The organism is Rheinheimera muenzenbergensis (genome assembly GCF_036984005.1).
Classification (GTDB): Bacteria; Pseudomonadota; Gammaproteobacteria; order Enterobacterales; family Alteromonadaceae; genus Alishewanella; species Alishewanella muenzenbergensis.
In genome coordinates this window covers 1-23008 of the sequence record NZ_JALAAR010000027.1, presented here as the reverse complement: position 1 = coordinate 23008, position 23008 = coordinate 1, and the positions used below count along the sequence as shown (strand labels likewise).

Genomic DNA, 23008 nt, shown 5'->3' with positions numbered 1-23008 from the left:
GGACAATTGGGTTCGTTACATCACAACAGCACAATTAATTGCTGCACATCGGTCAGGCGGATATGTGGTAGCACCGCAATGTCAGTTTGATGATGATCCAGCCAGGCAGCCTGGCAGCCCGCATTCAGCGCACCCATTACATCGGCGCGGTGACTATCGCCAACATGCAGTATCTGCTTGGGTTGAACCTGTAGCCGGTTAGCGGCGGCCAGAAACAGATCGGCATAGGGCTTCATCCGGCCATCCGGCCCGGCCTGCAGGCTAAATTCAAATAATGCTCCAATACCCATCTTGTGAATACAAGCATTGCCGTTGGTAATGGCAATCAGCTTATAGCGCTGCGCCAGTGCAGATAAAAGCCTTATTACTTCAGGCGTTAAGCTGATACGGGTGCGCTCAGCAAGAAAAGCGTTGTAAGCCATAGCTGCAATGTCCGCGGCGGCGTCTTGCTTCAGCCCCAGTGACACCAAACCAGCCTGAATACCCAGCAGGCGCCAGTGGCCGATATCATGGCGGATAGCGGGATTGGTTTTGGCCAGCTGCAGGCGCTGCTGCCACCAAAATTCGCTGTCCAGTTTTGTGGTTTCTGGCACCTGTTGCGCTAACGCCTGCAGCATTGCAAGCTCTGCAGCAGCGATAACCGGTTTGTTGTCGTACAGGGTGTCGTCCAAATCAAACGACAGTACTGTTACCGGAGTTAGTGCTTTAAATAACTGCATAATTAATACTCCGTTGCCGGCTGCAAAACCTGTGGCCAGTTAATCTGGGCCAGTTGCTGGCTAAACCAGCTCAGTGCCTGGCCCTGATTTTGCTTTTGCCATGCCAAGTAAAGTGGCACCTGCTCTCTGGGAATACTGCAGGCTTTGGCGATCAGTTCACCGCGTGCCAGCTGCTCGCTGATCAGGTGGCGCGGTAAAAAGCCAATGCCCAGGCCTTGTTTTTGCGCGTCTATTTTCGCCGCCATATTACTGACGATCAGCCGCTGGCGGCTGTCGAATAAGCCGGATGAACGTTTGGGGGCGTCCAGTGCCGAGTCGGCGACGACCACAGCGGTAAATTGCTGCACATCGTCGGCACTGACTATTCTGTCCAGCGCCGCTAGCTGGTGATGCGGAGCAACAGCAAAAACAAACTCAGCATAGCCCAAAGGCACCACATTAAACTGGCCCTTGGCAACATCGCCGGATAAACCAACCGCAATATCGGCGCGGCCGGTTTGCAATGCTTCCCAGCCGCCAGCCATCACTTCTTCGGTCATTTTTATCTGAGTAAGTTTACCTAGCTGTAAAAAGCGGCCAATCACATCCAGTAGCGGCGCGCTGGGCATGATACTGTCTTTGGCTATAACCAATTCGGTTTCCCAGCCGGTATCCAGTTGTTTAACGGCATTTTGTAACTGATTAGCCGCGAGTAACAGCGTGCGGCCTTGCTCCAGCAGTAATTGCCCGGCCGGCGTTAATTGCGCCCGTTGTTTGCTGCGGTCAAACAAGGCTACACCTAAATCAGACTCCAGCTTGGCAATGGTGTAACTCAGCGCCGACGGCACCTTGTATAAGGCTTCAGCCGCGGCGGCAAAGCTGCCTTTGCGGTCAATGGCGTCCAGTGCGCGCAGGGCATCTAAGCTCAAAACGTTATGCATAATTTCCCCACGGGCTATTAATTTCAAAAATTTTGAATAGTGTAGTCAAAATATTGCGTTTTTACAGTGTAATTTAACCCGCTATAGTTACTTCATCGACACAAGCTTGCTGTCGAGCGGCAGTAAACTTAACTTTAAACAATTTGACAGGTGATATTATGGCTACTTCAATCGTTCAGAAAATTTTAAGCTCAAATGCGGGTTTTGCGGCGTTGGCCTTGCGGGTACCGGTGGGGATTATTTTTGCCGCCCATGGTGCACAAAAGCTGTTTGGCTGGTTTGGTGGCTACGGTCTGGAAGGCACCGGCGGCTGGATGGACAGCATAGGTTTATCACCCGGTATCGTGATGGCGTTTTTAGCCGGTGCGGCAGAGTTTTTCGGTGGTATCGCGTTGGTACTGGGCCTGTTAACCCGGCCGGCCGCGCTGGCGCTAAGTATTGCCATGCTGGTGGCGATCTTTGCCGTGCACTTTCAAAACGGCCTGTTTATGAGCAACAATGGCTACGAATTCGGTTTAGCCCTGTTAGCTTCCAGCGTGTCACTGCTATTTAGTGGTGCCGGTAAAGCCTCAGTAGATAGCTTGTTGGCCAAGCGTTTTAACTAAGTTGTGTCAGCGCATCCAATGCCCGCTATAGCGGGCATTGTTATTTACGCAGCAAAAAAATGTGAGTGCTTTAATAATTTATTTTGCAAGAGCGACATTAATTTAACATGTGGTAGTATTAGCAAAAAAAACTAAGTTGATTTAATGAAGATGCTAAAATTTGTACCAGTTTTACTTGTTGTATTAACTGGTTGTGGTGCCGTTTCACCCCAAAGAGAATTGCATAAACTTAATACCGCCCCGACTTGCTGCCAGAGTTTTAACGAAGTAGTGTTTCAAGTATCCGCTTTGGGTGAATCGCAGCAAATAAGGTTAGAGCGTCAACCCGTATTCCCGTTTGAACAGGGCAAAAGTTACTATATCGCTCTTCAACGTCCGGAAAAAGCAGAGTTTATAGAAGTAGTTAGCTGGATTAACGGCAGCTTTATCCCAAGCGCGACGCTGGTTTATCCGGTTGTTACCGTACTGGATGAACAAAAAGCAAAATTAACCACCCTTCGTCCAAAAGAGTATTGGCGAAATGGATTGAGCATTAAACCGCACCCTGTAAGTGTTCCTTATTACTCTGTGCGCTTTCGGTTGCCTGATGCTGCCCGTTACGTGCTTATTCATACAACACCAGACATGGTGAAAGAATTCACCCCCTACACCCACCACGCCCCCAATGGCAAAACGTTGGACGTTAATATGCGTTTTAGCGTAGGCGGGCTTTTAGATGCGCAATTTCAATAAAATAGTAAGGAAACTTGATGAAAAACTTTTTTTGCATCTTAGGGTTGATGCTATTAGTAGGGTGTCAAAGTACATCGCCTAAATATCTATCTACTGATGAGCTGAAAACAAATTACCCACGTCTGGCGGTATCTGACTTGTTGATGCCTAAAGAGCTGAGCGATTTCAGAGAAAAAATAGAACCTCAGGTGGCTCCAGCGTTGCGATCTGAGTTGGAAAAGCGCGGTTTTGTGGTGGTGAGTGCCGATCGTTTGTATCAAATCCGTAGCGAGCTTCGGAAAAGTGCAACCGATTTATACGACCCGGTGAGCGGGGAATATGATGAGCTTAGAGGGCAAGAGATTTGGCGGAAGGCGCTGCAACAGGCAAAATCTGAATTGAACGTGGATGCATTTTTGTTTGTCGGTATAACAGTGGTGTCGGCTCATTTTAGTAATAATCTTGGCAATATGTACAATGCGGCATGGGATGGCCAACAAGAGTATGCATTGTGGCAAGAGCATGGTGTTGGCAGTGTACTGGGGTCATTCTTTGTGCAGGAAACCGGCAGGCTGGCAGCTACCAGCTTGTACATCGACATTTCGAACGAATCTGACACCACCCTTAGCTTTGGTGCAGGTGGAATTGAGTTGTTAAACAAATTTGATGAAAACAACAAAGCAAAAACCAAAAGCGCTGATCAGCTTTTTAATGATCCAGCCGTTATTCAGCAGGCTCTGCAGCGGGCATTGAACAAAATAGATACTCACAAAGTAAAATGAAAATGAAGCGTCTGCTAACTATTTTGTTGTACTGCAGCGCAATCAGCGCGTGCACCACAATAACATTTCCGCAAGATCCGGCGCCTGTTGCAAACTTATCGGCGCCGGCTACAGCCATAATGGCCGACCAAACCCTGCTGCTGTGGCTGCCTCAAACTCGTAGTTCGCAGTTTTATGCATACCGGCAAGCTGTAGAACGGCATTTCCGTCATTTACCCTTGTCTGATGATTTACTACAACGCAGTGCGGCTGCCCAGCAAATTTTTGACGGTAAAATCAAAGCACAGGGCGGTATATTTAACCCTGGCACAGGTCAGATACGAAAGGATGCAATTGAGCGCGCCTATGAGCAAACTGTTGAAGATTTGCAAACACAGTTTTCGGCATCCATAACCCTAGTGATTATCAGTTTTCAGCATCACAATACACCAATACAAAAAGGGGTGGCGAGGTGGCACAACGTACAACAAAAAATTGTTGATAATTCCGTTTCAAGCATGCGGTACGTTAATGCAGTATCTATAGAAACAACATATATCCAGCGTGATAAGGTTGTCTTAAACGAAGTGTTTGGCTTGGATGTTACCGTTGCGCCATTGAGTGACAGTACTAAATACTTAAAGGTACTGCGCCGGGTATTTGCACCAGTTATGCAATCCTAACAGCCTAAACAGCAAGACTGCGATTGGTTATTGTGTGCGATGACATGCAAATTAACTGAGGCTATTTTTTCCTGGCCCTGGGGTGCGCGTTATCGTACACCTTGGCTAAATGGGCGAAATCCAGATGGGTGTATACCTGGGTGGTGCTGAGGTTGGCGTGGCCTAATAGCTCCTGCACGGCGCGTAAATCCTGGCTGGACTCCAGCATATGGCTGGCGAATGAGTGGCGCAGCATATGCGGGTGTACATGCTGGTTTAGTCCTTGTTGCCTGGCCCACAGCTGCACCCGCTCGCGCACATGGCGGGCGCTTATACGTTTATGCTGCTTGCTGATAAACAGCGCATTAGCATCTTCCTGCGGCAGTTTTGACGTAAACGCCGGTCGCTGCTTTAGCCAGTCTTGTAATGCCGTAAGCGCGATTTTACCTACCGGCACTATCCGTTGTTTGCTGCCCTTACCGGTAACCCGCAGCAGTTGCTGTTGCCAGTCGATATCGCGTAAATCGGCATTAACCAGCTCCTCTAAGCGTAAGCCGGATGAGTAAAACAGCTCCAGCATGGCCTTATCGCGACAGGCCAATATATCGTCGCTGCTATCGAAGCTAAGTAAATGGTTGAGCTGGTCGACATTGAGGTTTTTTGGCAGGCTGCGCGCCGCTTTGGGTACCGACAAATACTGCGCCGGGTTATCGCTGCGTATTGCCTGGCCTTGCAAATAGCGGAACAAACTGCGCAGCGCGGCTACCTTTAACGCTATGGTGCGGGGTTTGGCGCCGCTGCGACGCAAGCCGGTAATGTGCTGTTTTAATTGCTCTGTAGTAACGTTAAGCCAATGGCTGTCGGCATCCGTCGCCGCCACACTCAACGCCAGTTGTTGTAGCTGGCGCTGATAGCTATCGAGGGTTTTGCTGCTGTAGCCGCGTTCAAACTGCAGATAGGCTAAAAAGTCCTGCAGTGGCTGTAACCACTGCGGGGCGAGCTGTGGTTCAGGCAGCGTCATAAGCCGGAAGCAGCTGAGCTAAAATCACCGCCAGATGGCCGATAAACAACTTGTCCATCGAGGGCTGAAAGTGATCGTCCTGTTCGCTGCCAAATGCCAGCAATGCCAGCGGCTGGCCGGCATTTTGGATCAGCAATAACGCCACCGAATGAATGTGAGTTGCAAAGATGCTTTGCTGCTCTTCTTTATTGAGCCGGCCCAGATAAACACCGTCGGCATTTAAGCGGCGAGTTAATAATAACTGGTACTGAGCGGCAGTTTGCTCATCGTTTAAGCAGATCAGCCGGCATTCGCTGACTTGCGGCATGGCCGCAGTAAACTGTTGCAGGCTGTATTCGGCTTCGTTAAGGCTTCTGGCCTGATACAGTGCGGCCTGCAATTTATTAAACGCCAGAAAAATCTGCTCGTTGTGACGGGCAACCGACATTAAGCGGGTGATGTCATCTTCCAGCGCCTGGATCTTTTCGCGTTGCAGTTCCAGCTGGCGCTCTACCAGAGATACACTGCCACGTTGCTGGTGCGGCAAGCGCAGATTAGCCAGCAACTGCGGATACTGCTGAAAAAACTCCGGGTGGTCCTGCAGGTAGTCGTATACCACTTGGGCTGCCAACAGGTCTTTGTCTTTGCTCAGGCTATCGTTCATAGCAATATTTGTCCGTCGTAAACATGTTCTGCCGGGCCGGTCATTTTCAGCGGTTGGCCCGGACCGTTCCAGCGAATATGCAGGCTGCCACCGGGTAAGTCTACCCGCACCTGCTGGTGCAATTTCTTCTGTAACTGGCCCACTACCGCGGCGGCACAAGCGCCAGTGCCACAGGCCTGGGTTTCGCCGGCGCCACGCTCCCATACCCGCAGTTTAATATGGCCTGGGTTGAGTACCTGCATAAAGCCAATATTCGCCCGTTCAGGAAAGCGTTCGTGCTGTTCAAACAACGGGCCTTGTAACTGTACCGGGGCATTGTCCAGATCGTCCACTTCTACCACGGCATGCGGGTTACCCATAGATACCACTCCGCAAAGTATAGTGTGTTCGTCTGCGCGCAGTATGTAGGTCAGTTCCTGCTTTTGCGCTTTAAACGGCACCCGTGCCGGGTCCAGCTGTGGTACGCCCATATTGACCGTGACCTGGCCGTCGGCCTCTACGTATAACGTAATTTTGCCGGATTTAGTGCTAACGCCAATTTTATGTTTGTTGGTTAAACCTCTGGCACGGACAAATTTGGCAAAGCAACGTGCACCATTGCCGCATTGTTCTACTTCTGAACCGTCTGCATTAAAAATACGGTAGTGAAAATCCAGTTCGGGATCATAGGGCGGTTCTACCATTAACAGCTGATCAAAGCCAATACCGGTATGGCGGTTAGCCAGCGCTTTGATTTGCTCTTTGGTTAAGAACACATTTTGGCTGACGGCATCGACCAGCATAAAGTCGTTGCCCAGACCATGCATTTTAGAAAAATGTAACAACATCTGCGCCCTTACTTAATCGGTGACCAGCTGTTCACCACGCCATAAATCCTGCCATTGTTCACGGGCGCGGATTAAATGCGCCTTTTCGCCATCTACCAATACCTCGGCTGCGCGTGGGCGGCTGTTATAGTTCGAGCTCATGGTAAAACCATAGGCGCCGGCCGAACGCACAGCCAGTAAATCGCCCTGGGCTATGGCCAGTTCACGGTCTTTACCGAGAAAGTCGCCTGTTTCGCATACCGGGCCAACAATGTCGTACAGCGCAGAAACGGCGCTGCTATTGCGTACTACCGGCACTATCGCCTGCCAGGCGCTGTACAAAGCCGGGCGGATTAAGTCATTCATGGCGGCATCGACAATGGCGAAGTTTTTTTCCTGGCCGGGTTTTAAAAATTCTACTTTGGTTAGTAGTACACCGGCGTTGGCCATAATGGCCCGGCCCGGCTCCATAATCAGCTCCAGTTGCGGGTAGCTTTGCAGCCGCTGTACCACTTTGCTGATGTAATCGGCCGGTGAGGGCGGTGTTTCTTGATCGTAGGTGACGCCAAGGCCGCCGCCGATATCAATATGGCTTAGTTTGATGCCATCTGCCGCCAGTTCATCAATCAGTTTAAGCAGCTTTTCTAATGCGTCTAAAAACGGTTGGGTTTCAGTAAGTTGAGAGCCGATATGGCAATCTACACCGACCAGTTCCAAATGGCTGTAGCTGGCAGCCTGGCGATAAATGTCGCGCGCCAGCAAAATATCAATGCCAAACTTATTTGCTTTTAAGCCGGTAGAAATATACGGATGGGTTTTGGCGTCAATATCCGGGTTTACCCGAATGGATACCGGTGCTTTGATATTCAGGCTGCTGGCAACCTGTTGCAAGCGTTCCAGCTCGGCTACCGATTCGACATTAAAGCACTTAATACCCAGTTGCAGCGCAAAGCGCATATCGTCAGCGGTTTTGGCTACGCCGGAGAACACCACTTTTTTCGCATCGCCACCAGCGGCAATCACACGGCGCAACTCTCCGCCGGAAACAATGTCAAAGCCACTACCCAATTTGGCCAGCAGGTTAAGGATCGCCAGGTTGCTATTGGCTTTTACCGCATAACACACCAGACTGTGCGGGTGTTCTGCGGCGGCATTGGCAAAGGCCTGATAATGCCGTTCTACCGTGGCGCGCGAGTACACATAGCAAGGGGTGCCAAATTGGCTGGCGATTTCGTCCAGCGGCTGTTGTTCCGCAAACAGGCGGTCGTGCTGATAATTAAAATGGTCCACGTTGTTCATCCGTTTGTTGAGTTGGATTAGCGTTGTTTTGCTGTGGCTCTGCCACTTCCGGTGCCGGTTGTGGTAAGGTAAGCGGGCCTTTTTGACCACACGCACTCAGTAAGCTGCACAGCAAAACGACAGCAGCGACAGTTAAAAGCGGACCTTGGGTTGTAAAAGCTTGCATGATGTTATTTTTTTATGGTGGTTGCGTTCTATAATCGCATCCTTAGCGATAAAAGCAAACAGGTGAAGCAGATGAATGATCTGGAATATGAAGAATTAACCGACAGTATCCTGCTGGCGGTAGAGCTGGCAGTAGAAAATGCCGATGCCGACCTGGATTATGAGTCACACGGCAGTTTGCTTAGCATCAGTTTTGCTGATGGCAGCAAAATCATTATTAATAAACAGCCGCCGTTGCAGCAGCTGTGGCTGGCTACCAAATTTAATGGTCACCACTTTGAATTGCATGGCGATAAGTGGATAGACAATCGCAGTGGTGCCGAATTCTGGCAGCTGCTGAACGATGCTGCCGCCAAGCAGGCCGGCAAAGCGCTTAATCTGGCGCCTTAGGCGCTGTAGTTTTTCTAGGATCTGTGATGGCGTTACTTCCTTTTGTTGATGTAAAAGCGCAGGGCGATAGCCGTGCTGCGGTGGTGTGGTTACATGGTTTGGGTGACTCCGGTCATGGTTTTGCCCCCATAGTGCCGGAGCTGCGTTTACCGGCAGATGCCGGCATCCGGTTTTTATTCCCACATGCGCCTGAGCGGCCGGTAACAGTAAATGGCGGCATGCGGATGCGGGCCTGGTACGATATTAAAACCATGGATTTAACCAACCGTGCCGACGAAGCCGGGGTGCGCGAATCTGCAGCAGCAGTACAACAATTGCTGGATAAACTGATCAGCGATGGCATTAGCAGCGAGCGTATTATTCTGGCCGGTTTTAGCCAGGGTGGCGTTATAGCCCTGCATTTACTACCGCGTTTGCCGTATAAGCTGGCCGGCGTGATGGCGTTATCTACCTATATGTGCGCACCGGATAAACTGAAAGACGAAAGCAATGCTATTAATAAAGCCACGCCGGTGCTGGTAGCGCATGGCAGCCAGGATCCGGTGGTGCCGATGGCAGCAGGGCAGCAAGCCTACCATACGCTGAAAAATGCCGGTTTTAATGTCAGCTGGCACGACTACCGTATGCAGCACAGCGTGTGTGCGCAGGAAGTGGCCGATATCAGCAGTTTTATACAGCGTCGTTTACTGACAGAGGTAACCCACTAAGATGAACCTGATCCGTATTGCAACGCGTAAAAGTGCGCTGGCGCTGTGGCAGGCTGAGTACGTGAAAGCCGAGCTGTTGCGCTTTCATCCGCAGCTGACAGTAGAGCTGGTGCCGATGTCGACGCAGGGCGACAAAATTCTTGATACGCCGTTGGCAAAAATAGGCGGTAAAGGGTTGTTTGTAAAAGAGTTAGAGCAAGCCATGCTGGATGGCCGCGCCGACATTGCCGTGCACAGCATGAAAGATGTACCGGTAGAGTTTCCGGCAGGCTTAATGCTGCATACCATTTGCCCGCGGGAAAACCCGCAGGATGCCTTTGTCTCAAACCAATTTACATCTCTCGATCAGCTGCCGCAGGGCGCCGTCGTCGGTACTTCCAGCCTGCGCCGGCAGTGTCAGTTAAAAGCCTTGCGACCTGATTTAACCGTGCGCGATCTGCGTGGCAATGTAAACACCCGCCTGGCCAAGCTGGATAATGGAGAATACGCTGCCATTATACTAGCGGCCGCTGGCCTGATCCGGCTGGGGTTTGAGCAACGCATTGCCAGCCTGTTACCGGTAGAACTTAGCTTACCGGCCAATGGCCAGGGCGCCGTCGGTATTGAATGCCGTAGCGACGATATCGCCGTGCAACAACTGCTGGCACCACTCGAACATAGCGCTACCCGCAGTTGTGTGTTGGCCGAGCGGGCAATGAACCGTAAACTGCAGGGCGGTTGTCAGGTGCCGATAGGTGCCTATGCTGAAATCAGCGGCGACAGTTTGTGGTTGCGGGGGCTGGTTGGTTCGCTGGATGGCAGTGAAATAATCCGTCATCAGTTGCGCGGTCCGGTAGCTGAAGCTGAACAGTTAGGTACAGCGCTGGCCGAGCACTTATTAACACAGGGCGCTGAGCGTATTTTACAGGCGGTATATCAGGCTGCGCCATGACAGAATTTGCGCCCGACAACATCGCCTTTTTAATTACCCGGCCGGCCGGCAAAGCAGATAATTTGCTGGCAGCATTGGATGAAAGTGGCGTCAGCTACTTGTATCAGCCATTGATCACTACGGCGCAGGTTAATGTGACACCTTATGATATACAGCAGCTGCAACAGGCCGATGCGGTGGTGTTTGTTAGTGTCAGCGCTGTTATCAGCCTGCAAAATCAGCTGGATGCCAGCATGCTGGGTGCGCCCTTATTTGCTGTCGGCCAAACTACGGCGATGGCACTGCAAAGCTGGCTCGGGCGTAGCGCCGAAGTACCGGAGGATCAGCGCAGTGAGGGCTTGCTGCAATTACCGCAGTTACAACAACTGGCCGGTAAAAATATTGTCGTGGTGCGCGGCAATGCCGGCCGCGAGTTAATTAAGCAAGGCCTGGTGGCGCGCGGCGCAGCAGTGCGCTATGTACAAAGTTATAAACGTGTCGCCCTGCCGCTGGATGGCGAGCTGTTGTGTCAGCAGTGGCAGCTGGCCGGTATTCGTTGTATTGTGGCCACCAGCAACGAAATATTACAGCAACTGTTTAAGCTGGTACCCCAGGCCCATCATCATTGGCTGACGCAGCGCGATTTTATTCTGGTTAGCCCACGGGTGCAGGACAGTGCTTTGGCACTGGGGATAGCACAGCAAAACATCATACTGGCAGCTAATGCCAATGACTGGGCGCTGCTTAGCGCTATCAGCCAGTTGAAGAGGGAATATCAATGAGTGACACCTTAGAGCGCGCAACGGAAGTTGAAGCGCCGCTGACCCAATTAAAGCAGCAAATGGATGCCGAACAACCGGCACAACGCAGTGGCCGCAGTGTTGCTGCAGGTTTAAGTTTACTGCTGGTTGTGGCGTTGGGTGCAGGCCTGGCAGGCGCTGGCTATTACTGGGCGTGGCCGCAATGGCAGCAACTGGGGCAGCAAGTACAGACTTTGCAACAACAGCAACAACGTCTGGTTGAGCAAAACCAGCAACTGCAGGACAGCAACCGCCAGTTACAGCAAAACTTGCAGGCGGATCAGCAACAGCAGTTAAGCCAGCTGCAGCAAAACCTGACCACCGAACAGCAACAACAGGCTGCTCAGGTCACGGCGCAATTACAAGCAGTACGGCAACTGGTGCAGGAGCGTGACAGTGCGCCGCCACGGCACTGGTTACTGGCCGAGGCCGACTATTTACTGAAACTGGCAGCGCAAAAAGTCTGGTTGCAACAGGACACCGTGACGGCAGTAGCGTTATTACAGAGCGCGGATGAAAAGCTGGCAAGCCTGGACGATGCCTCTTTGCTGAGCGTACGTCAGGCCATAGCCGCTGATAGCCGCCAGCTGCAGGCTTTAGTGCGGCCTGATGTCAGCAAACTGCATGTGCAGTTACAGCAATTACGCCAACAAGTCATGTTGCTGCCTTTAAAACAACAAACAATGCCGTTACAGGCTGAGGCGCCAGAGGCGACACTGCAAAACTGGCGCGCCACCCTGGCCTACCATTGGCACAATACCTGGCAAGGCTTGCTAAACCCCAGAGATGCAATGCCGGAAGATTACTTTGACTTAACCACAGAGCAGCAATTGATGTTGCGCATAGCACTGCAACAACAACTGCAGTTGGCTCAGTTGGCAGTAATGCAACAACAGCCACAGGTTTTTACCGCAGCACTGCAGCAGAGCAGCGATCAGCTACAGCGCTATTTCAATGCCAGTGCCGACACGGTACAGCAGTTTAGCAGCCAGCTGACAGAACTTGCCGCAGCAGATATTTCCACGCCGGTTTTTAGTGCGCTTAGCAGCCCGGCACAACTGCAGCTGTATATGCAGCAACTGGCAGGAGAAAGCTTATGATACGGATCCTGCTGCTGGTGCTGGCCCTGGCTGCGGCGATGTGGTTAGGTCCGGTGCTGGTCAACCATGCCGGTTATGTCAAAGTTATCGTGGCGGGCAAGGTATTCGAAACCACGCTGCTGGGATTAGTATTGCTTGCTATGGCGGCAATGCTGGTATTGTGGCTAAGCAGTTGGCTTTTGCGTAAGTTATTACGCTTACAGCATATTTCTTTTAATTTTTTACGCTGGCGCCGCCAACGCAAAGCGCAGCAGGCTTTTGAGTTAGGGCTTGAAGCCTATGCCAAGCAGCAATGGCAGCTTGCCAGCCAGCATCTGCAAAAAGCCTGTGCCGATGATTTTATGGCACAGCAAAAACATCTGGTTGCCGGCTATGCGGCATTTTACGCCGGCGATATCAGCACAGCTAACCAGCATGCACAGCAATTACCACCAAGCGGCAGCGGTTTATTTTTACAAGCAGACTTGCTGTTGCAGCAAGGCCAGGCTGCTCAGGCCTGCGTAATACTGGCAGAGCATGTGCAAGCCGGCACTGAGGATAAAGGCTTGGGGCAACTGTATCTGCATGCGCTGCAACAGGCCGGACAATGGCAGCAATTGCTGCAGTTGTTGCCAACAGCGTTAAAACAGCAATGGTTTGACAAAGATAAATGGGCACAACAGCGCTTCAATATTTATCCGGCCGCAATCAGCCAGTTGAGCCAACAACAGAAGTTTGATGAAACGGCAGACTACTGGCTGGCATTGCCGGCGAAAGAACGCAAGTCGACAGCGGCTAACATTGGCCGGGCCTGGGCGCTGGCACAAAGTGGTCAGACAGATGCAGCAGAAAAATTATTATTAAGCCAACTGCAACTGGCAGAGTTACCGCAAACCCTGCCGTTTTTACGCCAGATCCCCTTGGGCCACAGTGTGCTAAAACTGCGTAAGCAAGTACAAAACTGGCTGCATGAGCAACCTACCAATGGTTATTTGTATGCGTTACTGGCGTATATGGCAGCAGAAGAAGGCGAGCCGGAACAGGCTGCACTGGCATGGCAAAAAGCCCGGCAATATCAGCCCTCATTGCAAGCCTGATGCTAATTAGCGAATGACGGACCAGCTAAGCGGGCTGACACCGATTGCCGGCGCTAATGTCAGGCTGCTGATCCTCGGAAGTATGCCGGGTGCGGTGTCGCTGGCCCAGCAGCAGTACTATGCCCATCCGCGCAATGCCTTCTGGCCAATAATGGCGCAGTTGGCCGGATTTAACCTTAACCAGCCTTATGCTGACAGAATTACCGCACTGAATAGTGCCGGGGTGGCGCTGTGGGATGTGATTGGCCGTTGCCAGCGTACCGGTAGCCTGGACAGTGCTATTCGTAATGAACAGGTAAATGACTTCGCCGGTTTTTTTGCCGCCCGGCCTGAGCTGCTGGCAATCGGTTTTAACGGTGGCAAAGCCTGGCAAAGCTTTAAACGGCATGTTTTGCCACTGGGCATAGTGCCGGCGCAACTGCAGCTGCTTTGTTTACCTTCTACCAGCCCGGCGCATGCTGCACTTAGCTTTAGCGAAAAGCAGCAGCAATGGCAGCAACTTAAACCATTTATAACCACTGTGTAGTGGAATTTATTGCTGTCGTGCTGGTCTGAAGCTGTCTTAACCAATAGCAAAAGCAGGGACAGCTAGTCATTGTTCACCAGGCACGCCGGTTTAACAGCTTTTATCCGCAAATACGGTGGCCCGGCTGTGCTGGCGCTGCTGCTGCATGCCTTGTTGCTGGCTGCTGTTTTAACAACTGATTTTCCTGTGGCGCTCAAGGAGCCGCCAGCAGTGCCCATAGTGTCATATTTGTACCAACCGCCTCAGCCTGTAGCAGTCGAACAGCCACCGCAGCCATTGGCAGAAATGGCAACAGCAGTTGAAGCTGTTCAGCCGGTAACAACTAACGCCGCGTCCCCTGCAGCAGTAACAGAGCCCCCTGCAGAGCAAAGACTGCCGGCCCGCCAGCAAAGTAGTGCAGAATCTTTAGCGGATACAGCAGCCCGGCCTGAGCCCGAAGGTGATCGACACGCTGCGGCATCGCCGCAGCAGAGCCTGGCACAGCGCGCGCTAAACCGGGCTGCCACAGTAAATCCTGCAGCAATAGAGCAAGCGGCTGCAGCCAGTTATCAGCAGTTATTACAGGCACAGCAACAACCCAAATTGACAGTAGAAAAACGCCATCAGCAGTTAACTGAGGATCCGGCAGGGCAGGTAATTGTTAAGCTGGACGACGGCAGGCAAATTGTCCGCACTAAAGGCGGCTGCCGTATTGCCGACCCTACCAAGGACGGTTTTGACGCTTTAATGGCTGCCAGACCTGTACCCTGTGGCGATGAAGAACATAGCAGCGCCTTGCTTAAACAGGCGCTGGAAAAACACCGTAAGCGCTAATCAGGCCTCAGCAATATGCTGCTCTAAACGCGCTTTTAACTCACCGTCAATCGCCACGGCTTTACCGGTTTTTTGATCCAGGCAGACAAAGGTTACCTGGGCATCGGCAGCAACCGCATCTTTGCCGGCAATCCGTACTTCCTGTGTTACCACGGCGCTTTTACCGCCAACTTTGCTAAAGCGGGTAAACACTTCTAACTGGTCGCCCATGGTTGCGGCAACACGGTAGTTAATATTGATATTGACAATTACCCAGGCCAGATTGTGTTTGGCAAACCAGTCAATGTCGCCACTGTCTTCTAAATAGCCCCAGCGCGCCTCTTCTAAAAACTCCAGATAGCGGGCGTTATTGACGTGCTGATAAATATCTAAATGGTAACCGCGGACTTTAATCAGGGTTTTATGCTGCATTACAGCGCTCCGTCAGGTGATTAAGGCCAGTATTCTGCCATAGTTGATGTGGCCAAACCAGTTGGCTAATGCTGCTGTTTTGTTAACAAATAAACATCGTGTTTGCTAAATTCTGTATTTTGGGTAAGCTCAGTTGGTAACTAACAAGGAGAGACCCATGAAAAAATGGTTGTTGCTTGCTCTGTTGGGCAGCGGTGTAGCTCAGGCCAATATGCTGGACGCATTGCAGGCTTATGGTAAAAAAGATTACGCAGCGGCGGCACAGCAATTTGCTGAATTATTACCGCTGGGAAATGAACTGGCCGCATTTAATCTTGGCGTTATGGCCTATCAGGGAGAAGGGCAACCGGCAGATCTGGCGAAAGCGCTGGCCTATTTCATGCTGGCGGCGGATCTGGAACATGACGAATCACGCGAACTGCTGCAGCGGCTTACCGCCAAGGCAACAGAGCAGCAACTGGACACCGCAAACTCAGCCTTTGAACAGTTAAAGCAACTGGTGATTATCACAGAAACCGATTTATCAGCCCGACAGCGGCAGAATGCGCCAGATCCCATAAGACGGGTGCATCCGGAATATCCAATCGATGCAGCCAAAAATGGCCAGTTTGGTTATGTAAAGCTGCGTTTCCTGGTAAATGAAGACGGTGACGTCACCACAGTGGATACTTTAGATGCATTCCCGGCCAAAGTATTTGAACGCGCCTCTGTTAAAGCAGTTAAACGTTGGAAATACCAGCCAAGTGATAAAAAACATTTGTTTGAAGTGCAGCTGGATTATTCATTACAAGGCAAAGTTGATAAGCATGCTCTGGCAAGAGTGCTGGAAAAGAACAAACTATGGCAATACGCTGCGGCCGGTGCGCCACAGTATCAGTTTGCTCTGGGCACTTTGTTAACTCTGATGGAAGTACAAAGCCCGAATAGCTTTTGGTTTGACCCAGAATTGCCACTTATGCCAGAGCCGGATTTTTCAATTTACCGTAAACGCAATAAACTGACAGCAGACCTGGATGGCTTTTGGGGATATGCGGTTGTGCGGGTTGCCGCTGATGGCACTATTACCGAACAGTTAAAAGTGAACTTTGAGTCTAAAAATCAGCTTAGCAGCCTGGTAGGGCAGAAACTAAGCGGTGAAGTAGATAACGAAGTTTATCGTTTGTCACGTTCATCCTCCAACCCGATGAAAAAACTACATATCACACCTTCTGTTACCGCGTCGCGGGCCATGTCGGGTAAGTTTTGGTGGCAACAGGCGGCCAAAAACGGTGATCTGGATGCACAGCGGGTGATGGCGGCTTATGATCCACAGTGGGAGCAATATTTGCTGGCGCAACAAGACGGTGAGGTAATGGCCTGGGCTGGTACCAGAATGTTTTTGAACGGCCAGCAAGCGCAGGGCATAGTGCTGCTGGAAAAGGCGATAGCAAAAAACTACAGTTTGGCCGAAGAAATGCGTCTGCAGCTTGACCGGCGTGATATTGATGACGTTAAAACCCGTGATAATAAAGACGTCACCACTAAAGGTCGTTAATCATTGCTTGTCAGCGGGGCCATATATTTGGCACCCGCTGTATTAAATAAAACTGCATTTTTGCAGCACAGCATCTATAAAGATCAAATATAGGCAAACGCATCGGCGAACATATGTTCACGATGCGCGCCTTGTTCAATAAAGGCATCGCGTACTACACCGGCCATGGCAAAGGGGCCAGCAACGTAAATGTCGTAAGCCTCCAGCGAGACAAAATCTTCCAGCACCGCCTGATGCACCATACCGCTGCGGCCCTGCCAGTTGTCATCCGGCTGTTGTACGACCGGCACAAAACGGTACTTGGTATTTTGTGCTGCCCATTGCTGCATTACCGCATGGTGATACAGTGCGGCTTGTTCGCGCACCCCCCAGTAAAAGAACACTGGCCGATCCAGCCTGGCAGCGGCAATGCTTTGCGCAATGCTGTAAACGTAGGAAAAACCGGTGCCGCCAGCCAGCAAAATAATCGGCCGCTCGCTGTCTGCGCGGAACTGTGCCTGACCCAGACCTATTTCAGCCCGAACCGGTTGCTGCAGTTGATGTTGTTGCAGCAGGTGGGCCAGTGCCTGACTAGCATACTGGTCGGCGACGGCACCGCCAATATGCAGTTCCAGCTGCTGTTGCGCCGGGGTGCTGGCTATTGAAAAGGGCCGCTTATCGCTGTCACTTAAACACAGCTGCAAATACTGGCCACTGCTAAAGTTGACCGCTTGTGCCGGCGTTAACAGCACCCGGTTAACGGTTGGAGTTAGCTGTTCAATTAAATCTACGGTGCAGGTAGTTATCGTCATAGTGCTCTCAGCGGTGGCCTTAGCTTTTAGCCACGGATAAAAGGATGGTGTAACACCACGTCAGTATTGGGGTAGGCTAAACAACAGTAAGTAAACCGCTGTTGTTTGTCCAGTTCGGTAAGTGGCTGCGGTTCGTTATAACGCACCTCACCACTTTTTAGTTTGCAAACACAGCTGGTGCATACGCCCTGACGGCAGCGGTTAGGGAAGTCGATACCGCTGCGCAGCGCTGCTTGCAGTATGGTTTCGCCGTCCTGTACCGCAAAGCTTAATTGCGCCGGAGCTATGGTAACCAGGTGCGTCACAGTTTGGCATCCTTTGCCGGCAAAGGTATACCCAGGCTATGCCAAATTTCATCAACCCGTTGTTTAACCGCTTCGTCCATCACTATAGGTTCGCCCCATTCGCGTGTGGTTTCGCCGGGCCATTTATTGGTGGCGTCCAGGCCCATTTTCGAGCCCAGGCCGGATACCGGCGAGGCGAAATCCAGATAATCTATCGGCGTGTTTTCAATCAGGGTGGTGTCGCGCGCCGGATCCATCCGGGTGGTAATGGCCCAAATGACGTCTTGCCAGTCGCGGGCGTTAACATCGTCATCGCAAACAATAACAAACTTGGTATACATAAACTGGCGCAAAAACGACCACACGCCCATCATCACCCGCTTAGCGTGGCCGGGATATTGCTTTTTCATGGTAACAACCGCTAAGCGGTAAGAGCAGCCTTCCGGCGGCAGGTAAAAGTCGGTAATTTCCGGAAACTGCTTTTGCAATATCGGCACAAAGACTTCATTCAATGCCACGCCCAGTATCGCCGGTTCATCCGGTGGCCGGCCGGTGTAGGTGCTGTGATAAATGGGCTCTTTGCGCATAGTCATATGGGTAACGGTAAATACCGGGAAGCTGTCGACTTCGTTGTAGTAACCGGTATGGTCGCCATAGGGGCCTTCCGGCGCCATTTCGCCCGGCGCAATATAGCCTTCTAATACAATCTCGGCGCTGGCCGGTACCTGCAAGTCGTTGCTGATGCATTTGACCACTTCTGTATTGTCGCCGCGCAACAAGCCGGCAAAGCCATACTCCGACAGTGTATCCGGTACCGGCGTTACCGCACCTAAAATGGTGGCCGGGTCGGCGCCTAAAGCGACGGACACCGGATAGTTTTGCCCCGGGTTGGCCTTTTGAAACTCGTAAAAATCCAGCGCACCGCCACGGTGCGACAACCAGCGCATAATCAGTTTGTTTTTACCCAGCAGCTGCTGGCGGTAAATACCTAAATTTTGCCGCTCTTTATGCGGGCCTTTGGTAACGGTTAAACCCCAGGTGATTAGCGGCGCGGCGTCACCCGGCCAACAAGTCATAATAGGCAATTGGTTTAAATCAACGTCATCACCGCTTAATACTATGTCCTGGCAGGGCGCTTTTTTCACCTGCTTGGGCGACATATTCAGTACTTGCTTAAAAATAGGCAGTTTACTGAAGGCGTCTTTTAAGCCCTTTGGTGGCTCGGGCTCTTTTAAAAACGCCAGTAGCTTGCCGACTTCGCGCAGCGCCGATACGTCTTCCTGGCCCATACCCAGTGCTACCCGCTGTGGGGTGCCAAACAGGTTGGCCAAAATCGGCATACTGTGCCCTTTAACGTTTTCAAATAACAGCGCCGGGCCGCCGGCCCGCAGGGTACGGTCGGCAATTTCAGTTATTTCCAGTACCGGGTCTACCTCGGCTGTTACCCGCACCAGCTCGCCGCGTTGCTCCAGCTGGGCAATAAAGTCGCGTAGGTCTTTATATTTCATATTTGCCATCAGGCCCTGTCAGTTAATGCCGGCTATTATACAGCTCTGCGTCGCCCTTACCAGTTTTGGCCTGCTAAGCGGCTGGGGCAGCAGGCTGCCGCGCTTTATAATGTAGTGGTTTCTTATTACGACAGGTTGAACGATGACAGAGCAGGAAGGAGTAATAAAGTTTCAGCTGGATTTTCGTCAGCAGGCCGCGCTGAAGGCGGCTGATGTAACGGCGATCAACAGCTGGCGCACTATTATGTTGCAACTGGGCATGCTGGGCCAAACGCCACTGCGCTACGATAACTATGGTTTTGGTAATATCAGCCAGCGTTATGGCCAAAGTAATCAGTTTATTATCAGTGGCAGCCAAACCGGTGGCATCACGCAGATGCGTGCGGCCGATTATGCGCTGGTGACACAGTGCCAGCCAGAGCAAAACCGCATTGTTGCTGTAGGCGAAACCAAACCATCGTCTGAGGCCATGACACATGGTCAGCTGTACCTGTTAAGTGCTGATATTAACTTTGTGATTCATGCGCATTGCCCACAGATTTGGCAGCAGGCGGCAATGTTAGGTTTAGCGCAAACAGATGCTGATGTGCCCTACGGTACTGTCGCGATGACAGAAGAAGTCGCACGCTTATTTGGCGCTAGCGACGTATTGCAGCAAGGGGTTTTTACCATGGCCGGCCATGAAGATGGCGTAGTAGCCTTTGGTATATCAGCTGAGGCAGCCGCCTCGCGACTGGTCGGGGTGTATGCTGCTGCGCTGGGGCGTAGTGCTACACCGGACTAACGCAAAACGACAGGGTAGTGCTGGCATGCCGACAGATTGACCGCTACAGTCTTAACACCAGTGACTTGATAGTAATGATGATTTATGCAATTTCCAGCCAGCATTAAACAACAAACCTGCAGTGACTGCTTAAGTGGCCAGTCGTTGGGGTTTCAAATCCGGATGGCGTTTCAGCCGATAATTGACTGGCACAGTAAAAGTGTTTATGCCTACGAAGCGCTGGTGCGCGGGCCGCAGGGCGAAGGTGCAGCTTGGGTGTTTCAGCATATCGACGATGACAATAAGTACTATTTTGATCAGGCTTGCCGGGTAAAAGCGATAGAGACGGCGGCCAGGTTGGGGTGTAATAGCTTTTTAAGTATCAATTTTTTACCTAATGCCGTGTATAACCCGGAAACCTGTATCAAAGCCACGATAGAGGCGGCTGATCTGTATGGTTTTGACCTGAATAAACTGATCTTTGAAGTAACTGAATGCGAGCAGATCCCAGACAAAGCACACTTAAACCGCATTTTTAACAGTTACGCCAAACGTGGTTTTCAAACGGCGATTGATGACTACGGCGCCGGTTTCGCTACTCTGGATTGGTTAACAGAGCTAAAGCCTAACATCCTTAAACTGGATATGCAGCTGATCCGCGATATCGACCAACATCCGGCCAAGCAGTATATTGTTGAGGAAACGGTGGCGCAATGTCAGTTACAGGGCACAAAAGTACTGGCCGAAGGCATAGAAACAAAGGCCGAGCGCGATTATCTGACAGCAGTGGGTATCCGCTATCTGCAGGGATACTATTTCGCCAAACCGCAATTAGAAATGCTGACAGCCACGGCACAGTTAAGCGGCTTAGAGTAGCCCGGCAGCGCTAGCTTAAATTAACTCTAGTCAGCTAAACCGAACTTGATATAGTATGGCCGTCCAGATGTCTTTGCCTGCCCGGGTGGCATGCGCCTTATAACACGGAAACAATATGAAAAAAGACACTCAGCTGATCCATGCCGGTCGCGCCAAGCAATATACCGGCAATGTCGTTAACCCGCCGCTAGTGCGTGCCTCTACCATAGTGTTTGACAGCTTTGCCGAGCTAAAGCATGCCACAGTAAACCGCGGTAACCGGGTGCCATTTTATGGCCGTCGTGGTACCGACACGCATTTTGCCTTACAAGACGCCATCTGTGAGCTGGAAGGCGGCGCTGGCTGTGCCTTGTACCCCTGCGGAGCGGCTGCCGTTAGTGGTGCCTTGTTGGCCTTTTTACAAAGTGGTGATCACCTGTTAATGGTTGACAGTGCTTACGAGCCGACGCGCGCACTGTGCGATAAGGTTTTAGCCGGTTTGGGCATAACAACAACCTATTACGATCCACAAATAGGCGCGGCTATCGCTGGCTTAATTAAGCCCAATACTAAAGTAATCTTTCTTGAATCGCCTGGGTCGTTAACCTTTGAAATGCAGGATATCCCGGCTATTACTGCCGTGGCGCGTCAGCACAGTATCGTCACCATTTTAGATAACACCTGGGCTTCACCGATTTTATGCCAGCCTTTTGAGTTGGGGGTAGATGTGTCGGTGCAATCGGCCACCAAGTATATAGTTGGCCATTCCGATGTAATGTTAGGCACCGCCAGTGCCAATGAAAAACACTGGCCACAATTGCGTGAACACAGCTATTTGCTGGGTTACTGTGCCTCGGCCGACGATGCCTACACCGCGCTGCGCGGTTTGCGCACGTTATCGGTGCGGTTAAAACAGCATGAAAAAAGTGCGCTAAGCGTCGCCCACTGGTTAACGCAGCGGCCAGAGGTAGAAACCGTGCTGCACCCCGCCTTAGCACAACATCCGGGCCATGCTATATTTCAACGCGATTTTAGCGGCAGCAATGGCTTGTTTTCCTTTGTTTTAAAGCAAGGCAGCCAACGCCAGATAGAAGCCTTTATTGAGGGCATGACGCATTTTAAAATGGGCTTTTCCTGGGGCGGCTATGAAAGCCTGATCACCGCCACTATGAAGCTGCAAAACCTGCGTAGTGCCACTCAGTGGCCGCACAGCGGGCCGCTAATCCGGCTGCATATTGGCCTGGAAGATGTGGACGATTTAATCGCAGATCTGGCAGCGGCGTTTAACCGTTTTGATCAGGCAGCCATTACAACGCCCGTGAAATAGCGGCGCCAATAGTGGTGCCAAAATTAAAAATCATCACGCCCAGCACAAAGGCGGCCAGCACAATAAGCCCCGCCTTTTGGTTTTTAGGTATCGTGTTCCACCAGTTTTTTAAGCCATCTAGCATCCATTTGCCCTCTGTTTAAATTTATTTGTGAAAATTTGTTAATTTTGCATCTGACACAGAGAGTTACCATAACGGATATACCTTGCATTAACAATGTCGCAGCATTGGCGTCGCAGCCAGCGCTGTTTGCTGGCGATAAAATTTGTTTGTTATGTAACGATGTGCTTTTCAATTTCAATCGCCGACTCTTGTATGCTTAATTCAGTACTGTTGAGGTGGAAAGTTTCAACTCCGGCAATATCCACTGAAAAATTAAACCTGCTTAGATAATTTTCTAGATATTCTTGGGACTGGATTTTGTTTGTATTTTTCCGACTTTCACTGGTCACTCTGCGAGCATGCTCATCAAAATCGCAGGATAGCCGAACAAAATCGGCCTCTACTTCGTATTTTCTAAGTAATTCAAACAAACCATCTATAAAGTAATTGCTGGCTGGGTATACATAACAAAATGTAAAAACAATCCCGGAGGCGTTCTTTTCAATCAGTGCCTCGAATGCGTCCAGACAAATTTTTCGCTGGTATTTCTCAAAACCATTATTCCCGAAACCGACGACGGCGCAGGCTATATCGAAAGCCAGATGCTGTGGGAATAAATGCCAACCATTTTTCTTTGCCAGTTCGCGTGCCACACTTTCTTTTCCAATGCCCGATGGGCCGTAAATCATCACAAATTTCACGCTGATCTTCCTTGAGTTACATAGACATAATGACTCCCCACGAGGTGCTGACCTCCTGCTTCGTGGGTTAGCTTTGCAGCCAGAGCCATACTGTATT

29 protein-coding genes are annotated in these 23008 nt (G+C 51.1%); 16 read left to right on the top strand and 13 right to left on the bottom strand.

Annotation, left to right across the window (positions count from 1 at the left end; all coding sequences use genetic code 11):
* Positions 1 to 20: 20 nt before the first annotated feature.
* Positions 21 to 719 (bottom strand): HAD-IA family hydrolase, encoded by a 699-nt coding sequence (locus MN202_RS19655; RefSeq protein WP_335737849.1) that lies wholly within the window; start codon positions 717 to 719, stop codon positions 21 to 23.
* A 2-nt stretch (positions 720 to 721) separates the two neighbouring features.
* On the bottom strand, positions 722 to 1639 hold the full coding sequence (locus MN202_RS19650) for a LysR family transcriptional regulator (protein ID WP_335737848.1): 918 nt from the start codon (positions 1637 to 1639) through the stop codon (positions 722 to 724).
* Positions 1640 to 1797: 158 nt separating this feature from the next.
* Here MN202_RS19650 and MN202_RS19645 point away from each other — a divergent pair, with 158 nt between their 5' ends.
* The 4 genes from MN202_RS19645 to MN202_RS19630 all read left to right on the top strand — a co-directional run bounded on the left by MN202_RS19645 (position 1798) and on the right by MN202_RS19630 (position 4399).
* Positions 1798 to 2244 carry a DoxX family protein gene (locus MN202_RS19645; protein ID WP_335737847.1) on the top strand — a complete coding sequence of 149 codons (447 nt, stop codon included), beginning with the start codon at positions 1798 to 1800 and terminating at the stop codon, positions 2242 to 2244.
* A gap of 144 nt (positions 2245 to 2388) precedes the next feature.
* A complete protein-coding gene (locus MN202_RS19640; RefSeq protein WP_335737846.1) occupies positions 2389 to 2976 on the top strand; it encodes a hypothetical protein in 588 nt (195 codons plus the stop codon).
* 17 nt (positions 2977 to 2993) lie between these two features.
* The gene (locus tag MN202_RS19635; protein WP_335737845.1) at positions 2994 to 3737 is read left to right on the top strand and encodes a hypothetical protein; all 744 of its coding nucleotides are present in this window, start codon (positions 2994 to 2996) and stop codon (positions 3735 to 3737) included.
* Between the two features lie 119 nt (positions 3738 to 3856).
* Positions 3857 to 4399, top strand: coding sequence for a hypothetical protein (locus MN202_RS19630; RefSeq protein WP_335737844.1), 543 nt, complete (start codon positions 3857 to 3859; stop codon positions 4397 to 4399).
* A 61-nt stretch (positions 4400 to 4460) separates the two neighbouring features.
* Here MN202_RS19630 and xerC read toward each other — a convergent pair whose 3' ends face one another.
* From xerC to lptM, 5 genes are read right to left on the bottom strand one after another with little or no spacing between them, the layout of a single operon-like run.
* On the bottom strand, positions 4461 to 5399 hold the full coding sequence (xerC, locus tag MN202_RS19625) for a tyrosine recombinase XerC (RefSeq protein ID WP_335737843.1): 939 nt from the start codon (positions 5397 to 5399) through the stop codon (positions 4461 to 4463).
* A complete protein-coding gene (locus tag MN202_RS19620; RefSeq protein ID WP_335737842.1) occupies positions 5386 to 6042 on the bottom strand; it encodes a DUF484 family protein in 657 nt (218 codons plus the stop codon). Before MN202_RS19620 ends, xerC begins: the two co-directional genes overlap by 14 nt.
* A complete protein-coding gene (gene dapF, locus MN202_RS19615) occupies positions 6039 to 6869 on the bottom strand; it encodes a diaminopimelate epimerase (protein ID WP_335737841.1) in 831 nt (276 codons plus the stop codon). Before dapF ends, MN202_RS19620 begins: the two co-directional genes overlap by 4 nt.
* A gap of 12 nt (positions 6870 to 6881) precedes the next feature.
* A complete protein-coding gene (gene lysA / locus MN202_RS19610; protein ID WP_335737840.1) occupies positions 6882 to 8138 on the bottom strand; it encodes a diaminopimelate decarboxylase in 1257 nt (418 codons plus the stop codon).
* Positions 8125 to 8313, bottom strand: a complete 189-nt coding sequence (gene lptM, locus MN202_RS19605; protein WP_335737839.1) for an LPS translocon maturation chaperone LptM — start codon at positions 8311 to 8313, stop codon at positions 8125 to 8127. The genes lysA and lptM overlap by 14 nt, the downstream gene beginning before the upstream one ends.
* Positions 8314 to 8384: 71 nt before the next feature.
* On the opposite strand from lptM, the gene cyaY reads away from it, so the two are divergent.
* From cyaY to MN202_RS19565, 8 genes are all read left to right on the top strand, one after another.
* Positions 8385 to 8702: an iron donor protein CyaY gene (gene cyaY / locus MN202_RS19600; protein ID WP_335737838.1), complete on the top strand. Its 318-nt coding sequence runs from the start codon at positions 8385 to 8387 to the stop codon at positions 8700 to 8702.
* 26 nt (positions 8703 to 8728) lie between these two features.
* Complete coding sequence (locus MN202_RS19595) at positions 8729 to 9409, top strand: alpha/beta hydrolase (protein WP_335737837.1); 681 nt, start codon at positions 8729 to 8731, stop codon at positions 9407 to 9409.
* A gap of 1 nt (position 9410) precedes the next feature.
* Positions 9411 to 10340, top strand: a complete 930-nt coding sequence (gene hemC, locus MN202_RS19590) for a hydroxymethylbilane synthase (RefSeq protein ID WP_335737836.1) — start codon at positions 9411 to 9413, stop codon at positions 10338 to 10340.
* Entirely contained in the window at positions 10337 to 11101 is a 765-nt protein-coding gene (locus MN202_RS19585) for a uroporphyrinogen-III synthase (protein WP_335737835.1), read from the top strand. The genes hemC and MN202_RS19585 overlap by 4 nt, the downstream gene beginning before the upstream one ends.
* The gene (locus tag MN202_RS19580; protein WP_335737834.1) at positions 11098 to 12219 is read left to right on the top strand and encodes a uroporphyrinogen-III C-methyltransferase; all 1122 of its coding nucleotides are present in this window, start codon (positions 11098 to 11100) and stop codon (positions 12217 to 12219) included. Before MN202_RS19585 ends, MN202_RS19580 begins: the two co-directional genes overlap by 4 nt.
* Positions 12216 to 13295: a heme biosynthesis HemY N-terminal domain-containing protein gene (locus MN202_RS19575; RefSeq protein WP_335737833.1), complete on the top strand. Its 1080-nt coding sequence runs from the start codon at positions 12216 to 12218 to the stop codon at positions 13293 to 13295. The genes MN202_RS19580 and MN202_RS19575 overlap by 4 nt, the downstream gene beginning before the upstream one ends.
* A gap of 13 nt (positions 13296 to 13308) precedes the next feature.
* Entirely contained in the window at positions 13309 to 13821 is a 513-nt protein-coding gene (locus MN202_RS19570; RefSeq protein ID WP_335737832.1) for a DNA-deoxyinosine glycosylase, read from the top strand.
* Between the two features lie 69 nt (positions 13822 to 13890).
* A complete protein-coding gene (locus tag MN202_RS19565) occupies positions 13891 to 14634 on the top strand; it encodes a hypothetical protein (RefSeq protein WP_335737831.1) in 744 nt (247 codons plus the stop codon).
* Here MN202_RS19565 and MN202_RS19560 read toward each other — a convergent pair whose 3' ends face one another.
* A complete protein-coding gene (locus MN202_RS19560; protein WP_335737830.1) occupies positions 14635 to 15045 on the bottom strand; it encodes an acyl-CoA thioesterase in 411 nt (136 codons plus the stop codon).
* A gap of 157 nt (positions 15046 to 15202) precedes the next feature.
* Here MN202_RS19560 and MN202_RS19555 point away from each other — a divergent pair, with 157 nt between their 5' ends.
* Positions 15203 to 16579 carry a TonB family protein gene (locus MN202_RS19555; RefSeq protein WP_335737829.1) on the top strand — a complete coding sequence of 459 codons (1377 nt, stop codon included), beginning with the start codon at positions 15203 to 15205 and terminating at the stop codon, positions 16577 to 16579.
* Between the two features lie 83 nt (positions 16580 to 16662).
* Here the strand turns inward: MN202_RS19555 and fre are convergent, their stop codons facing one another.
* From fre to ubiD, 3 genes are read right to left on the bottom strand one after another with little or no spacing between them, the layout of a single operon-like run.
* On the bottom strand, positions 16663 to 17370 hold the full coding sequence (gene fre, locus MN202_RS19550; protein WP_335737828.1) for an NAD(P)H-flavin reductase: 708 nt from the start codon (positions 17368 to 17370) through the stop codon (positions 16663 to 16665).
* Positions 17371 to 17396: 26 nt separating this feature from the next.
* Entirely contained in the window at positions 17397 to 17675 is a 279-nt protein-coding gene (locus tag MN202_RS19545; RefSeq protein WP_335737827.1) for a 2Fe-2S iron-sulfur cluster-binding protein, read from the bottom strand.
* Positions 17672 to 19162: a 4-hydroxy-3-polyprenylbenzoate decarboxylase gene (gene ubiD, locus MN202_RS19540; RefSeq protein WP_335737826.1), complete on the bottom strand. Its 1491-nt coding sequence runs from the start codon at positions 19160 to 19162 to the stop codon at positions 17672 to 17674. The genes MN202_RS19545 and ubiD overlap by 4 nt, the downstream gene beginning before the upstream one ends.
* Before the next feature lie 142 nt (positions 19163 to 19304).
* On the opposite strand from ubiD, the gene MN202_RS19535 reads away from it, so the two are divergent.
* The 3 genes from MN202_RS19535 to MN202_RS19525 all read left to right on the top strand — a co-directional run bounded on the left by MN202_RS19535 (position 19305) and on the right by MN202_RS19525 (position 22107).
* A complete protein-coding gene (locus tag MN202_RS19535; RefSeq protein WP_335737825.1) occupies positions 19305 to 19946 on the top strand; it encodes a class II aldolase/adducin family protein in 642 nt (213 codons plus the stop codon).
* An 84-nt stretch (positions 19947 to 20030) separates the two neighbouring features.
* Positions 20031 to 20801, top strand: coding sequence for an EAL domain-containing protein (locus MN202_RS19530; protein ID WP_335737824.1), 771 nt, complete (start codon positions 20031 to 20033; stop codon positions 20799 to 20801).
* Between the two features lie 115 nt (positions 20802 to 20916).
* Positions 20917 to 22107 (top strand): cystathionine beta-lyase, encoded by a 1191-nt coding sequence (locus MN202_RS19525; protein ID WP_335737823.1) that lies wholly within the window; start codon positions 20917 to 20919, stop codon positions 22105 to 22107.
* Here the strand turns inward: MN202_RS19525 and MN202_RS19520 are convergent.
* Together MN202_RS19520 and MN202_RS19515 are read right to left on the bottom strand one after the other, a co-directional pair.
* Positions 22088 to 22231, bottom strand: coding sequence for a hypothetical protein (locus MN202_RS19520; protein ID WP_335737822.1), 144 nt, complete (start codon positions 22229 to 22231; stop codon positions 22088 to 22090). The two genes, MN202_RS19525 and MN202_RS19520, sit on opposite strands and share 20 nt — an antisense overlap.
* Before the next feature lie 149 nt (positions 22232 to 22380).
* Entirely contained in the window at positions 22381 to 22911 is a 531-nt protein-coding gene (locus MN202_RS19515) for an AAA family ATPase (RefSeq protein WP_335737821.1), read from the bottom strand.
* Positions 22912 to 23008 lie beyond the last annotated feature (97 nt).